Annotated in this window: 11 protein-coding genes; 3 read left to right on the top strand and 8 right to left on the bottom strand. The window is 55.9% G+C overall.

Annotation, left to right across the window (positions count from 1 at the left end; all coding sequences use genetic code 11):
• Window positions 1-38: 38 nt before the first annotated feature.
• Window positions 39-1,148 (top strand): LBF_2804 family protein, encoded by a 1,110-nt coding sequence (locus SR894_RS05875; RefSeq protein WP_223289062.1) that lies wholly within the window; start codon window positions 39-41, stop codon window positions 1,146-1,148.
• Between the two features lie 4 nt (window positions 1,149-1,152).
• On the opposite strand, the gene SR894_RS05870 is transcribed toward SR894_RS05875, so the two are convergent.
• From SR894_RS05870 to SR894_RS05845, 6 genes are all read right to left on the bottom strand, one after another.
• The gene (locus SR894_RS05870) at window positions 1,153-2,616 is read right to left on the bottom strand and encodes a sodium-dependent transporter (RefSeq protein WP_223289063.1); all 1,464 of its coding nucleotides are present in this window, start codon (window positions 2,614-2,616) and stop codon (window positions 1,153-1,155) included.
• 75 nt (window positions 2,617-2,691) lie between these two features.
• On the bottom strand, window positions 2,692-3,915 hold the full coding sequence (locus tag SR894_RS05865; RefSeq protein ID WP_223289064.1) for a YbfB/YjiJ family MFS transporter: 1,224 nt from the start codon (window positions 3,913-3,915) through the stop codon (window positions 2,692-2,694).
• A 794-nt stretch (window positions 3,916-4,709) separates the two neighbouring features.
• The gene (locus SR894_RS05860) at window positions 4,710-5,066 is read right to left on the bottom strand and encodes an AtuA-related protein (protein ID WP_133733404.1); all 357 of its coding nucleotides are present in this window, start codon (window positions 5,064-5,066) and stop codon (window positions 4,710-4,712) included.
• Entirely contained in the window at window positions 5,053-6,459 is a 1,407-nt protein-coding gene (locus tag SR894_RS05855; protein ID WP_133733403.1) for an acyclic terpene utilization AtuA family protein, read from the bottom strand. Before SR894_RS05855 ends, SR894_RS05860 begins: the two co-directional genes overlap by 14 nt.
• Window positions 6,456-8,366, bottom strand: a complete 1,911-nt coding sequence (locus tag SR894_RS05850) for a TRAP transporter permease (RefSeq protein ID WP_246638293.1) — start codon at window positions 8,364-8,366, stop codon at window positions 6,456-6,458. The genes SR894_RS05855 and SR894_RS05850 overlap by 4 nt, the downstream gene beginning before the upstream one ends.
• A 21-nt stretch (window positions 8,367-8,387) precedes the next feature.
• Complete coding sequence (locus tag SR894_RS05845) at window positions 8,388-9,353, bottom strand: TAXI family TRAP transporter solute-binding subunit (protein WP_133733401.1); 966 nt, start codon at window positions 9,351-9,353, stop codon at window positions 8,388-8,390.
• 157 nt (window positions 9,354-9,510) lie between these two features.
• On the opposite strand from SR894_RS05845, the gene SR894_RS05840 reads away from it, so the two are divergent.
• Together SR894_RS05840 and SR894_RS05835 are read left to right on the top strand one after the other, a co-directional pair.
• A complete protein-coding gene (locus SR894_RS05840; RefSeq protein ID WP_133733400.1) occupies window positions 9,511-10,395 on the top strand; it encodes a LysR family transcriptional regulator in 885 nt (294 codons plus the stop codon).
• Between the two features lie 81 nt (window positions 10,396-10,476).
• Entirely contained in the window at window positions 10,477-11,811 is a 1,335-nt protein-coding gene (locus SR894_RS05835; RefSeq protein WP_223289066.1) for a M20/M25/M40 family metallo-hydrolase, read from the top strand.
• 1,013 nt (window positions 11,812-12,824) lie between these two features.
• On the opposite strand, the gene SR894_RS05830 is transcribed toward SR894_RS05835, so the two are convergent.
• A protein-coding gene (locus SR894_RS05830) for an IS3 family transposase (protein ID WP_290281260.1) occupies window positions 12,825-14,005 on the bottom strand; the annotation gives its coding sequence in 2 pieces (ribosomal slippage) (window positions 12,825-13,681 and window positions 13,681-14,005; 1,182 coding nt in all).
• Between the two features lie 77 nt (window positions 14,006-14,082).
• Window positions 14,083-14,820, bottom strand: a complete 738-nt coding sequence (locus SR894_RS05825) for a glutaredoxin (protein ID WP_223289221.1) — start codon at window positions 14,818-14,820, stop codon at window positions 14,083-14,085.
• Window positions 14,821-14,838: the final 18 nt, after the last annotated feature.

Raw genomic sequence — 14,838 nt, 5'->3', positions numbered from 1 at the left:
CGGATTTAACGGACGCCAACGCAGGAAGCGCTTTTTTCATGTCTCTGACTCGGCCAGATAAAGAGTACGCCCCAGCCCCTGGCTTAGCGCAGCGTTGGGCTAGCCGCTATGTACAGCGCTATTTACGCCGCCACCCGGCACTTGATTCTCCCGACCCACATGCCTTGAAGCGAGCACGGCGCTGGATCATCGCCTGGGCAGCGCTCGCGGGCCTGATTTCCGGCACCCTGATTGGCAGCGCCGAATGGTGGATGCGGGAATTTGCCACCGGCCACTGGGAGAACATGAATTTAAGGGAGCAACTTCCCTACTGGGCTGGCTATCTGGCCGTAGCAGGCGTTGTAACCGCACTGGAGATCGGCTTTTTATACTGGAACGCGCTGCGCGGCGTAGCGAATATTACCCGCTTGGCAGGTCTACGTTATGGGCAAACGGAAACGTTGGAGCCCGATATTCAGCTGACTGTTCACGGTGTTTCCCGGTCGGCGTTGGAGTATCCCAGCCCGGGTAGCCTTATTTATGGCGTCGATCCCCACGCCTACCTGCATGGTTGGAAGCTCACGCTTAAAGCGCTGCTTTATCGCTTAAAAATCAGCTTAAGCAGCTTTCTGCTGCGTTTACTGCTGCGTCGGCTATTGGGACGACTGACGCTGCGCGGTTTTCTGCCCGTATTAACCGGGCCGCTATACGCCGTATGGAACGCCTGGATTGCCGCACGCATTATTCAAGAAGCTTATTTACAGGCCCGTGGCCCCGCCCTGGTTAAGCACTTGATGGAAACGCTAACGAACAGCGATGAACACACCCGACGCCTAGTGGTCCAGGGCGTTGGCGAGCTTATTATGCGCAACCAACACCCCCACCCCAACCTGGTGCTGCTGTTGGCTCGCCTGCTGAATAGCCTGCCTGATAAACCACAGGCGATAGACGTTGATTGGCCAGCCGCGCTACAGGACTATGCGCAACTTACGGGTGAGTCACGTAAAGGACTGCTTAATGCACTTACCCAGGCGACGCTACTGAGCGGCACCTACAAAGGCTCACGCAAGCGGTTCTTAACAGAGGTGTTTGCAACCTGCCAAACGCCGCTGCGCAGCGATGAGGTCAAAGCTCAGCAGCAGCGTTTGTTTTCGGGGCAAGTGCCGTAGCGTATTACGCTGTTTTCAGCGCTTGGCGCAGCCGCGGGCTTAACGTTTCGCCCAGCACCACCATGGCGATCAGAATCGCCAAGAGCCACGGCCAGTGCACTGAAAACGTCACGCTATAAAGCCCTAGCACGTTGGCAAAAATCACCAGAATACCGAGCGGACTGACATAGCGAGCCATCAGCAGCCATAGCGCATAAAGGCGCGGGTTAAGGCCAAGCTCATCGCGCATGATATTGATGTTGAGCACAAAGCCCGCCATCACGACCGTGCCCAGGCCACCCAGCGGCATCAGCCAGCGTGACGTCAGGTAGTCTAGCCAGTCAAAGAACGTCTTACCCGCCAGCGTCCAATCGGCGCCGACATTAAACGAGAGCATCGCCGCCGTGCTGATCAACCACAGCACAATGCCCGTGCTCCACGCCGCCGAACGCCGCGAGAAGCCTTTGCTATCGCATAGCCACGATATCGTCGCTTCGACCATGGATATCGAAGAGGTGAGCGCGGCCATAGAGAGCATGATAAAGAAAAGAATGCCAAACAGAGTACCTAGCGGCATCGCTTGAAACGCAATGGGCAGGCTCATAAAGATCAGCCCCGGGCCCTCTCCAGGATCCATGCCATTGGCAAAAATAACCGGGAAAATGGCCAGCCCCGCCATCAGCGCAACCACCGTATCCGCCAAGGCAACGCCGAGCGTTGTACGGGCAATCGAGGTGTCTTTGGGCAGATAACTGCCGTAGGTCATGATCGCGCCAGCAGCCAACGAAAGCGTAAAGAACGCATGTCCCAACGCCGCCAGCATCCCCTCGCTGGATAGACTGCCGGTGTTAAACGAGAACAGAAACGCAAAGGCATCGCTAAAGCCGCCGGAGAATGCGCCAAACACAATCAGTACCAGTAGCATGATCACCAGGCCGGGCATCATCCAGCGGACGTTTTTCTCAATCCCCTCCTGTACACCTTTACCAACAATGACCATGGTCGCCAGCGTTACCAGCGTGCTCCAGAAACCTAGATTCCAGGGGTTGGCATTATTAGCGCCAAACACGGCCGCCAGTTCCTCAACGGTGCCGCCGCTCAAACCGCCGGTGAGCATTTTCCAGAGATACGAGAACGACCAGCCCGCCACCACGACATAAAATGATAGGATCATAAAGCCGCATAGCATCGACATCCAACCAAACAGCGACCACGCCGATGAACGCCCAGACTCGTTCACTACCCGGCGTACGGCATCAATTGGACTACCGCGGCCACGCCGCCCAAAGGCGATTTCGGCCATCATGACCGGTACACCCACAGCCAGGATACACAGCAGATAAACCAGCACGAAGGCACCGCCGCCGTACTCCCCCGTCATATAGGGGAATTTCCAGATATTGCCCAGCCCTACCGCAGAACCGGTGGCTGCCAACATAAATCCCCAGCGGCCTAGCCACTGGGTACGAGGTTGCCCAGAAGTGGTCATTTGCGCAGTTATCCTGTCTAAAAAAGCCGCCTATCCTAGAGGATTTTGCGGGCAAAGCCCACCAGGCCCCGGCCCCTAGGCGTACACCGAGGCTTTGGCTGCGGCATCCAAGCGCTGGGCGGTTTGATCTACCCGGCGCAAACAGGCCAGCAGCACGACGCCAAGCGTAACAAAACCGCCCGCCAGCCATAGTCCAACGCCATAATGGCCAGAGGCTTCAGCTAACATACCGGTTAACGCCGGGGCGCATATCTGGGCGGCGCCGTATGCCAGCGTCATCTGCCCCATTAATCGAGCAGGGCTGGCGGGATAGAGCCTGCCCGCCATTGTCAGCACTAAGCTGACACAGCCAAGGAAGGTGCCGCCATAGAGTACGGCGCTTAGCAGCACCACCGCTGCATTCGCGGTAATGGCTGGGAGCACAATACCAATAACTTGAATGCTCATAGCGATCATCAGTGCCATTAAATAGCCCACTCGACGGGCGACTAAATCCCATAGCATGACGGCAGGCGCAGCGGCTAAACCGGCCAGGGCGAACGTCCAGTTGCCCATCCCAGCCAGCAACGGCTCACGCTCAACGATGGCAACTAAGAAGGTAGCGCTGATGACATAGCCGTAACCGGCGCAGAAGTAGGCGGCGAGCATCCAGCGCATAAAAGTTCGTGTTGGCGGCATAGCGGTTCGGCTACTTGCCACGTGAGCCCCCGCTAGCGGCCTTTCCGGCCGCGGCAGCCAGCGCCAGGCAGGCACCAGCAGCACGGCACCCAGCAGGCTAAAGCCCCACCATTGGGTCTGCCAGCTAAAGGAAAACTGGAGCATCATCTCAACAGCCACCGCCGCGACAATCATGCCTAGCCCCAAACCGGCAAAATGAATTCCCAGCTCGCCGCGCTGGCGATGTTGGATTAACCAGTGAAGAATCAGCCCTGACGCTAATAGCATTGCAGCGCTGCTTGAAAGACCCGCCAGAAAGCGCAACCCTGCCCAAACCCAGAAGTGATCGGTAAGCGCCATACCCGCCGTCGTGATTACCGCCAGGATTAAACCACAGCGAAATAGCGTGTCTTTAATATAAATACTGCGAATAGAGGCGGCCAGCACTGCCCCCAGCATATAGCCCGCGTAGTTAACCGCGGCCAGCCAGCCGCCATCGGCGTCTCCCATCCAGGTCTGCTGCTGCATCACCGGTAGCAATGGGGTATAGGCAAAGCGCGCGATGCCAACACATAATATTTGGCTAAAAACGCCCGCCATCAGCACTTTGAAGCGCTGGGCACCTAGCGTTGCAACGGTCATGGGGCTGCTCCTGAACGGCTCTTTAACGACGACTTAGCGAGCGTTATGTTAATGACTCTTCGTCATTCGATATAGAGTTATTGCTGCCAAGCTGAAAGTTGACCTGTGGGAGGGAGCTTTAGCTCGCGCCCCTTCAAGCTTTCTGCCTACCCCCTCTTCGCCCGCTAAAGCGGCCTCCCACAACATGCTTCCAGCCTGCTGGCGCCCCTTGTGGGAGGTAGCTTTAGCTCGCGACCCTTCAAGCTTTCTGCCTACCCCCTCTTCGCCCGCTGAAGCGGCCTCCCACAATATGCTTCCAGCCTGAGAGCGCCCCTTGTGGGAGGGAGCTTTAGCTCGCTCCCCTTCAAGCTTTCTGCCTACCCCCTCTTCGCCCGCTAAAGCGGCCTCCCACAACATGCTTCCAGCTTGAGAGTACCTCTCGTGGGAGGTAGCTTTAGCTCACGACCCTTCAAGCTTTCTGCCTGCTCCCCCGTTCGCCCGCTGAAGCGGCCTCCCACAATATGCTTCCAGCCGGAGAGCGCCCCTTGTGGGAGAGAGCTTTAGCTCGCGACCCTTCAAGCTTTCTGCCTGCTCCCCCGTTCGCCCGCTAAAGCGGCCTCCCACAATATGCTTCCAGCCTGAGAGCGCCCCTTGTGGGAAGCGGCCTCCCACAATATGCTTCCAGCCTGAGAGTGCCTCTCGTGGGAGGGAGCTTTAGCTCACGACCCTTCAAGCTTTCTGCCTGCTCCCCCGTTCGCCCGCTGAAGTGGCCTCCCACAAAAAATGGTGGGCTTAGTGGGTTCGACCTGAACCGTCTAGCTCGCATCGACCTCCATGCTTAACAGCAAAAACGATAGCGTTTTGCCATGCCCGTCCAAGTTGAGCGCGCCATTAACACCACCCTGCAGCACGTCATCAATCACGAAGTTCATGCCCGCCAAATTGGGCAAAGGGTAGCGCCGCACTCGGCTGGCACCGCGGTGAGCAAACAGCGCCAGCACCCGCTCCTCGGTTACCTGCTCCAGTAAGGTGGTGTAGTGGTCTGGGTCATAGGCAAACAGTGCCACATTCAGGCGTTCCCCCTTATCACCTGCTCGGGCGTGGGCGAGTTGGTGAAGAGCGACTGAGGTATCCGAGCGCACCGCCGTTTGCGTGGGTTCAGCTTGCAGCATAACGTTCACTCCTGCGTTCGCCGAGCGGCGACGATTCAAACAGACTGGCATGGGGATGAATATCGCTACGCTTTACCAAATAAGAGGCGGTAAACACTCGCCTTTGAAATTGACGCCGCACGCCGCCGCCACCCGCGGGCCCGGCACAATAAAGCGCCAATAGCTCTTGGGTGGCACGGGCTACCCAGCGCCGCTCGCTGTGCTCGGCCGCCAGTCGCAGCCGATAATCGCCGCTGGCGGAGGCTGAAGCGCTACGCTGCAGCTCACCGCTATCGCTATCGAATACGCTGGCCAGGCCAATGATATCCAAGCGGGTACGCAGCTCGGCAGGGGCTCGAAACACCAATCGTTCACGCAAGACCTGGGCTGCAAGCTGTGCCCTTGCCAAGGCGTTCGGGCCGGCATAGGAGATTTCCGCCTCACCCTGCCAGCCGCCTTCATAGCACACGGTGGTTTTGAGTCGCTCGGGCGCAGGCTTGCCGCGAATTCCCGTCACCGCCACGCGGTTGGGTGACAACTGACGCACCTCTGCGTGGGAAAGATCCACCGTGACATCCGGGGTTAGATAATTCGCCGGGTCATGCACTTCGTAAAGCAGCTGTTCTTTCACCGTCTGCTCGGTAACACAGCCGCCGGTATTGGCAGGCTTGGAAATAATAAGGCTGCCATCCTGCTCCACTTCAATAATCGGATAGCCCACCGTGGCGAGCCCGGGCACGTCTTTAAAACCCGGATCGGCAAAGTAGCCGCCGCTTACCTGGGCGCCACACTCAGCCAAATGCCCCGCCATCATCCCGCAGGCCAGGCGATCCCAGTCATCCCAACGCCAATCGAAGTGGTGCATCAGCGGCGCTAAAAACAGCGCCGGGTCGGCAACACGGCCTGTAACCACCACATCCGCCTGCATGGCCAACGCTTCAGCCAGCGCCTTGGCACCCAGGTAGACATTGGCTGAGATCAGGGAGTCATCGCCTGGTAACTCCAGCCGCTCGGCCTCCCAGCGCTGTAAGTCCAAGCTATGTAGCTGCTGGCGGATATCGTCACCATGCACCTGGGCAATGCATACATCCGTTCGCCCAAGCTGTGTCGCCAAGCCAGCAATTACCTGACAAGCACCACTGGGGTTCGCCGCACCAAAGTTACCTAAAATCTTAATGTCGTGATCCAGGCAGTCGCGCAGCACCGGCGCCAGCAGCTCGTCCAACAGCGGTTCAAACCCGCTTTCGGGGTCATCACGCATCGCGCGGTGGGCTGCCGCTAATGTCCGCTCGCCCAGGGTTTCAAATACTAAAGCGGAAGGTTGCTGTCGCTTGATTAACTCTGCCACCACCGCCACGGCCGCATCGGTACGGTCACCGGAAAACCCCGCCCCGCTGCCTAATAAAAAGCTCATAGCTGGGTCTCCTTGGCCTGAAGAGAGGGGTGGTCGCCCACGACAGGCTCCTGCTCGTCTCTCAGCAGCAAGCGGCGGCGTATAAAGAGCCCAATGATCAGGGCTAGCGCCGCCAGCGTGGTCAGCCAGCCGGGTGTCAGCGCAAGTCCAATCACCGCGATCAGACCCACGACATCGACCACGCGCTTACCCGTCATGGCTACCCGGGACATCAGTGCGGCAAACGCCATCACAAACACGACCCCTTGGCAGCTGGCCAGAACGATCTCCAGGGCAGAACCAAACCCTGCCAAGGCTGGGTAGATCAGCAGCAGGAAGGGAATGACATAGATAGCCGCCGCCAAGCGCACTGATTCAACCGCCGCAGGCAGCCAGTTGGTGTCGGCAATACCTGAGGCCACGAACACCGCAATACATACGGGCGGCGTAATGACAGAGAGCGTCGCGAAGTAGAAAACGAATAGGTGGGCAATCAGCGGCTCAACACCGATGGTGGTGAGCGCAGGCGCCAGCACTGATGCCACCAGAACATACGCTGCCGTGGTCGGAATCCCCATGCCCAAAATCAGACACACGCCGCCAACGATAAAGGCGACCAGGAACAGCGATTCACCGCCCACCGTGACAATCAAGCTGGCTAAGGTCACACCGATGCCGGTCATACCAATCATCGCCACCAGAATCTGCGCCCCGGCCAGCAGCACGCCGATAATCACCATGCCTTTACCTGCATCGACTAAGCCTGCCACCAGCTTGCCAAGGATATCGCGCAAGGGCATTTTGGCCATGAGCGCAAAAGGGACGAACGTTAGCACGGTCATTAAGATGCCGTAGAACGCCGACATTTGAATCGAACGGCCACTAAGCACGCCGTAAAACAGCCCGCCTAATGCAGCCAGAATGGGAATAATTCGTTCAGGGCGTATCACGTCTGACCAGCTTGGCAGCTCATCATCAGGCACTACCTGCAGTTGGCGACGCTTGGCGACGAGGTGAATAGTGACAAACACCCCGAGGTAGAAAAGGATCGCTGGCAACAAGGCCGCCAAGGCGATACGCAGGTAACTTTCGCCTAGAATCTCCGCCATGATAAATGCCGCAGCGCCCAGGATCGGCGGTGCGATTTGGCCGCCGGTCGAGGCCACCGCTTCTACCCCAGCCGCGAAGGGTCGTGGGTAGTTCAAGCGCTTCATCATGGGAATGGTAAAATTGCCAGTGGTGGCCACATTAGCCACGGCACTGCCGCTGACCATGCCAAACAGCCCGGAGGCCACCGTGGCCACTTTGGCAGCACCGCCCGGCGAGCGGCCGCTAATACGCAGCGCCAGATCCATAAAGGTATTACCGCCCCCCGTGTGCAGCAGCAAACAGCCGAACAACACGAAAGCAGCGATAGTGGTGGCGGCGACACCCACCAGCATGCCCCACACGCCTAAATCGCCGAGGTAGATGGTTTCGGTCATGTAATACAGATCAAAACCACGGTGACCGAGCGGCCCTGGAATGGCTGCTCCAAACCACGCATAGGCCAATCCCACTAACACCAACAGTGGAAAGATCACGCCGATGGCACGGCGTGACAGTTCCAGAATGGCCACTAGCAGTACGCCGGTCAGCAACATATCACGAGGTGTTGCCCAGGGGAGTTCGACCAGAATTTGTTCGTAGTTAAGTGCCACATAACTACAGGCATAAACCACTCCCGCTGCCAGCACCGCATCAATAGCAATGCCCAGCGGGCGCCAGCGTTTGCCTTGCCCTAACGGGTAAACGGCAAGCCCTAGCAAAATGACCAGCGCGAGAAAGATGCTCCGCTGAATCAAACTCTCGAACGGCCCAGTGGCGGAGGTATACAGGATTAGCCCACCCAGCAGGAGCGCCAAGCCTTTGGTGACTGTCTCGCGCATGATCATCTTCTCCAATGGGCCTTACTGGGCTGGCTGCAAGGCATCGGGAATGTCATACCCCTGCTCTTCGAAATAACGCGCAGCGCCGGCATGCAGCGGCACGGTGCCAACCTCCAGGGTCATCTTCGCCATATCCGCGTCCTGCATGGCCGCAAAGGCGTTAACCTGCGGCTCTGGGTTTTCCATCACCGCTTTGACGATTTGATAGGCGGTTTCTTCATCCATATCCGGATGGGCGTGCACGGCAACACCAAAGGCCCAGGTGGTGTAGGCAGGAATCCCCTCCGCAGCCCCTTCAGGTACATCGACAATCGCCACATCGGGCATTTCGCTGCGCAGTGTGTCGGCCTGCTCTTGGTCGAGCGACAGCACGCTTATCGGTGTGAAAGTGGCGATATCCATGGAGGAGCCATCCAGGCGTTCTCCGACCCCCGACTTTACCGACCCCATCACGCGACCATCTTTCATGGCGTCAACCATATCGGTCGTTGAACCACGCACATAGTCAGGCTCGATGCCTAGCGTGCGCATTACCGCTTCGGTGGTTTTCTCGGTAGCTGACCCCGTAATGCCTGGATTGAAGCGCACACCGTTTAAGTCAGCGAAGGTTTCCACCCCTGCATCCTGGCGCATTACGGCATTCTGCGGTGCCACGGTGTAGACCCAGAGCAGGCGGTTATCGACGGGACGGCCTTCAAAATCCTCCTCGCCCGCGTAAGCGTGATAGCCGGTGTTGGTGGTCACCAGGCCCATATCGATTTGGTTGCGGCCTAAACGGCGCAGGTTATCCACCGTGGCACCGGTTTCTGCAACGGAGGAGCTCACCCCTTCGACTTGGTTATTAATAATCTGATTGACTACCACAAAGTAGCTGTAGTGGCTTGAGGAGCTGGAGGTAGAGCCTATCAGCAGGCGTTCATCGGCATGAGAGGTCGCAGCGGCTAGCACAGCGGCGCTTGCCACCATGGCGGTGAGTAGCGTTTTCATCGTGTCTCCGAAGCTCGCTAGGCGAGCTATTGTTATTGTAGAGCGGTTTTTTATCTAAAACGGTGATCGCGACGAATCGAATCGCGATAAGCCAAGCATGGTGCTCCGGTTTAATTTTGTATATTGAATAGTTTTTAACTTATGTTTTACTTTCTAAATGAATCCGAGTATCCAGCAGCTTCGTGTTTTTGTTGCCGTCGCCCACTCGCGCAGCCTTGCAGAGGCCAGCGAGCGCGTGCACCTTTCCCAACCGGCGATCTCGATCGCCCTACGTAAACTTGAGGAGAACGTCGGTGGTGCACTGTTTGCCCGTACCACGCGCCAGCTCGCGTTAACACCGGAAGGCGAAGCCTTTCTGCCCGTTGCCGTACGGCTCCTGAATGATTGGAACGAAGCCTTTGAAGATCTCAACGACCAATTTTCCAAACAGCGCGGAAAGGTTACCGTGGCCGCCCTCCCCACTCTGGCGGCAGGATTATTCCCCCACGTCATTAAGCTTTTTCACGAAGCCTACCCACGAATTAACCTCAGCCTGCACGATGTGCTGGCCGATCAGATCAATCAAATGGTGCGCGAAGGCCGCGCCGACCTGGGTCTTTCCGTGCCGCCAAGCGACGCAGACGATCTAACGTTTGAACCCGTCCTCGAAGATAGCTATGTGGCCGTTTGCCCCTGCGGGCATTCGCTGCTGGCGCAATCTACAGTGGCTTGGAGACAACTGGCCGACTATCCGTTTATTGGTATCAATCGTCTTTCCAGCTCACGCCAGGATATTGACCGCATTATGCAGAGCGTAGGAGAACGGCTGGATATCTTGTGCGATGCGCGCCAGATCGCCACGGTAGGCCGCATGGTAGCTGCGGGATTAGGCATTAGCGTGCTGCCCTCGCTCAGTTTTCGTCAAATTGCCGCCGATGGGATTGAGTACCGCCCGCTGGTGGAGCCGACCATTCGCCGTGAGCTGGGCATTATATTGAGCCGCCGTCACCCTCCTTCCGCCGCCACCAGCGCCCTGCGCGAGCTAATTCATCACCATGTATAAGCGGCTTTCTCTACACACAGTGCGGGAATCTGGCAGACTAGAGGTGATTAACATCCACCTAAAAATGAGTGAGCGACAACGATGAGCGATAGTGCAAAACCCTGGACACAACCAATGCCCGACGCGCAGTTCAAACTAATGCGCGATATTCTTGCCGCCCCCAGCCCCGTCGGCCTGGAAGCCGCCATGACTTACGGCGTGCTCAAACCACATTTTGAGAGCTTTGCACCTAAAAGCTGGCACCTTCACCAGTTCAAGGGCAACGCGGGCGTTGTGCTGGACACTCACCCCGGCCGCGACGACATGTTCAAGGTCATGCTGATCGGCCATGCGGATAAAATCCGCATGCAGGTGCGCTCGATTGGCGAAGACGGCAAGATCTGGATCAACACTGACTCCTTCCTGCCCACCGTGCTGATCGGCCATGAAGTGAAGCTGTTTAGCGAAGACCCCGACGCTCCCGGTAGCTACCGCTGCATTGAAGGCGGCACGGTCGAGGCCCTGGGCGCCATTCACTTCTCCGATCCTGCCCAGCGCGATGGTAGCAAAGGCCTGAAAAAAGAGCAGATCTACCTGGATCTACAGATCCACGGCGAGAATAAAAAGCAACAGGTGCTGAACTTGGGTGTTCGCCCTGGCGATTCGATTATTTTCGACCGCCCTATCCGCCCAGGCTTCAGTCCCAATACCTTCTACGGCGCTTACCTGGATAACGGCCTAGGCTGTTTTGTGGCCGCCGAAGTGGCGCGCTTGATTGCTGAAGCAGGTGGCACTCAAAACGTGCGCGTGCTGTTTGCGATTGCCAGCTACGAAGAGATTGGTCGTTTCGGCAGCCGCGTGATGGCGGGCGAAATGAAGCCAGATGCCTTGATTGGCGTCGATGTAAACCACGACTATGTGGCTGCGCCCGGTATTGGCGACAAGCGCATGCAGCCGCTGGAGATGGGCAAAGGCTTCACCATGGCGGTGGGCTCTATTGCCAGTGAACAGCTCAACCGGATTATCGCCACCGCCGCTAAAGAGCAGGATATTCCGCTGCAGCGCGATATTGTCGGTGTGGATACGGGTACCGATGGCATGGCAGGCGTACTGGCGTCTATCGACAGTGCCGCTACCTCGATTGGCTTCCCTATCCGCAATATGCACACCATCTCAGAAACAGGCCATACCCAGGACGTGCTGGCGGCTATTCACGCCCTCACTCATACCCTGCAAGCCTTGGATGCCATACCTGACCTACAGCGTGAATTCCTGGATAACCACCCGCGCTTAGACCAAGCGAGCCCGCTCACCCATCAAGGCGGCGACAAGCCTGACAGTGAGGAGGAGGACAGCAAAGACGAGAGTAGCAGCGAAGGCAAAACAGTTAGCCACAGCAACAACAGCAGGAAAAACAAGAAAAAAGCGAAGAAATAAAACAAGCGTATAAAAAAGAAGCCCCGGCCATTCCCTGGCTGGGGCTTTATCAAACCATCCTTGATTCGTCTTCACAAACATCCTGTTTGTGCATCCATGAGTGTCAGCTTCCCTAGCTTTACCTTCCCTGTTGCCACTTCCTTATGCTGTGTACTCACAGTGAACCTTAAAACACTCTATTTATCTAACCTATGTTATTAAACCGGAAAAAATTTATCTTTTTTTTATTCAGAATAACTGCACCTATTTAAAGCACGCTTTTTTATATGGCAAATATGCCCTGCAGCACTATACTATTAAAAGTATCGGCAACGATACTGCTCTACACGGACGTTACCACGCCTGAACCATCATCTAACCTAATGGTAGGAGGTCAGCGTGCGAGACATTATTATTAGCAATAAAGTCAACGGGCTGGATGTCATCTGTCGTCATTGCGGTAACTCAGAGTCACCCAAAAACCCGTTTTTGAACCGCTTCCGTTTGGAAGGCACCGGTAAAAACAGCACCACCGTACGCTGCCTGAACTGTCAAACAGCGGTTGGAATACCCTTGAGTGAATTAAGCTCGCTTTATTATCACTATGCTTGTTAAAACAATCGCTTACCAAATTAAGCGCTTATTATAAAAAGGCTTAGATTTGTCACCATTGCCTTTTTATTATCACAAGCAGTATATTATTAATAAAATCATCACAAGAGCTTAATCAACTTGTCATTAAACCCAGGGCAAAAAAAACCCGGCCACTCCTTGGCCGGGTTTTTTATCAGGTCTTCCCTGATCTTGCACCACAAACATCCTGTTTGTGCATCCTTGTGCTACACAAGCAATCCTTGCTTGTTCTTCCCTGTCGCGAGTTCCCTTCGCTGTGTGCACACAGTGCGCTTTATAACAGCGAGTTTATCTAACCTGTGATATGTAGCGGCAAATAAATTGTTTTTTAACGGTTTTTGGATTTTAAACAGCATTTTAGCCAAGCAGTGGACTTCCCCCAATAAAATGGACACGCCCCATCAGTTGATTCCTTCGAACTCTAGCGGAGTCCGGTAACCAAGGCCACTGTGCAGCCGTTGGGTATTATAAAAGCCCTCAATATAGGCTTTTATATGTTTCCGTAATTGGCGCATCGTCACGAAGCTGGTGGCGTGCAGCAATTCGCCCTTGAGGGTCTTGAAGAACGATTCAACCTCGGCATTGTCGGTACACTGACCAGGTCGGTTCATGCTGTGTTTTACTTGGTACTGCTTCAGCAGCGCTTGTGTCTTATGAGCTCGGTATTCGATGCCGCGATCCGTATGGAACAACAGGCCAGAATCCGGCTTACGGCTTGTGAAGGCCTCCCGCAACGTTGCTCTGGCAAAGTTTGCGCTCAGACTCGCCCCCAAGCGCCAACTGATGATGCGGCGTGAGTACAGGTCCAACACTACCGCCAGGAACACGTACTTCTTGCCAAGCTTGATATACGTGACGTCACTGCTCCACTGCTGGTTTTCCGTAGTCGGCCTCGCTGCCTCAAGTCGATAATTTGGCAGGGTTTTCAGATCATTCCTGAGCTTCCTCAATCGGCGGTACACACGATCAGAGCGGGCCTTCATGCCCCACTCCCGCATAATTTTCGCGACCCGATTCTCTCCGACCACCAGGCCTTCTCGGCGCAGCGTCTGGTAAACGCGAGGACTACCATAACGGCCTTTACTGTTGTCGTAGATCTTCCTGATCTTCAACAACAAGTCTGCCTTGTCAGTGGCTCTCTTGCTGGGCTCCCGGTTGGCCCAGGCATAGTATCCAGACCGCGACACCTTCAGATGTCTGCACAGCGCTTTTACACTGTAGTCTCGTCGGTGTTTCCAGATGAACCGGAACGCTTCCGTCGTTCCTCGGCCTGAAAACGTTGAAACTTTTTTAGAATGTCGTTTTCCTCCTGAAGCTCCGATATCCGGCGTTTCAGGCGGGCAACCTCATCCTGTTCCTGGATCTTCTTCTTGGCGTCTGCTGGCGCTTTCTTTACCCGTTTCATGGCGAACTTTCCCTCTCGGTATTCCTTACGCCAGCGTGACAGCATGAAAGGGTGAATATCCAGCGCTTCGGCGACGCTTTTCACACTCCGGTGGGCCTGGTGACTCCACTCCACCGCTTTGACCTTGAACTCAGTGCTGTACTGCTGAGTTTTCTTCCCCGTGATCATCTCCGGCATCGTATTTCTCCTCCTGCGGAGTTATCGATGCGTGTCCACTGAACTGGGGGAAGTCCACAGGTTTTTGACGACGATTGTTATAGCAACATTTTCAGCGGCATCCATAGTCCCATTAGCACCATGGCGATATTTTCTGTCAGCGATACAAACCCTAGTGGCACATTGCTGCTTCCGCCAACGCAGGCGCATTTCAACTCACGCTTATCCACATACACGGCTTTAAAAACCGACACCGCGCCTACCGTGCCGATAAACAGCGCCAGCGGTGCTGCCAGCCAAAGCAAGGCACCTGCTAGCATTAGTACCCCTGCCAAGGTCTCTGCGTAGGGGTACACATAGCTGTAAGGGACATAGCGCTGTGCCAGTAGGTCGTAGTTGAGGAACATTGTGCTAAAGCTTTCTACATCCTGCAGCTTCTGCAAACCCAGCAGTACCATGGCCGTAGCCACCGCATATTCGGGCATTCGTGCCGCTACTAAGGTGCCATTGGCAACCCAGCTAACCGCCAGTCCAATGAGCAAAGCGGTCACAAAAATGGCGATCACCGGCCGATAGGAAGTCTCTTTTGCACTCGGCACGCTCATACCTAAATGCTCGCGCACCTCTTCATAACCGCCAATACGTTGATCGCCGATATAGGTTTGCGGGGTGGTATCGACATTCTCCTGGGCCTTGAATGCCTCAATTTCATCTCGGGATGTGAGCGGATGGTCATCGACCTGGTAGCCTTTCCGCTTTAACAAATCGACCGTTTTCATACCGAATGGGCAGAGATGCTCTGCCGTCTTCATCCGATAGACGCGTGCTGTCTCCATGTTAGTCGTCTCCTTGTT

The organism is Vreelandella neptunia, from assembly GCF_034479615.1.
Taxonomy (GTDB): domain Bacteria; phylum Pseudomonadota; class Gammaproteobacteria; order Pseudomonadales; family Halomonadaceae; genus Vreelandella; species Vreelandella neptunia.
The sequence above is the reverse complement of the archived record's forward strand: the minus strand, read 5'-3'. Positions and strand labels throughout refer to the sequence as shown.

What these genes read in the sequence shown, in the direction of transcription:
- SR894_RS05855 (WP_133733403.1), bottom strand. Translation starts at nt 6,459, where the DNA reads ATGAGCTTTTTATTAGGCAGCGGGGCGGGGTTTTCCGGTGACCGTACC.
- SR894_RS05845 (WP_133733401.1), bottom strand. Translation starts at nt 9,353, where the DNA reads ATGAAAACGCTACTCACCGCCATGGTGGCAAGCGCCGCTGTGCTAGCC.
- SR894_RS05850 (WP_246638293.1), bottom strand. Translation starts at nt 8,366, where the DNA reads ATGCGCGAGACAGTCACCAAAGGCTTGGCGCTCCTGCTGGGTGGGCTA.
- SR894_RS05870 (WP_223289063.1), bottom strand. Translation starts at nt 2,616, where the DNA reads ATGACCACTTCTGGGCAACCTCGTACCCAGTGGCTAGGCCGCTGGGGA.
- SR894_RS05860 (WP_133733404.1), bottom strand. Translation starts at nt 5,066, where the DNA reads ATGCTGCAAGCTGAACCCACGCAAACGGCGGTGCGCTCGGATACCTCA.
- SR894_RS05840 (WP_133733400.1), top strand. Translation starts at nt 9,511, where the DNA reads ATGAATCCGAGTATCCAGCAGCTTCGTGTTTTTGTTGCCGTCGCCCAC.
- SR894_RS05865 (WP_223289064.1), bottom strand. Translation starts at nt 3,915, where the DNA reads ATGACCGTTGCAACGCTAGGTGCCCAGCGCTTCAAAGTGCTGATGGCG.
- SR894_RS05835 (WP_223289066.1), top strand. Translation starts at nt 10,477, where the DNA reads ATGAGCGATAGTGCAAAACCCTGGACACAACCAATGCCCGACGCGCAG.
- SR894_RS05875 (WP_223289062.1), top strand. Translation starts at nt 39, where the DNA reads ATGTCTCTGACTCGGCCAGATAAAGAGTACGCCCCAGCCCCTGGCTTA.
- SR894_RS05825 (WP_223289221.1), bottom strand. Translation starts at nt 14,820, where the DNA reads ATGGAGACAGCACGCGTCTATCGGATGAAGACGGCAGAGCATCTCTGC.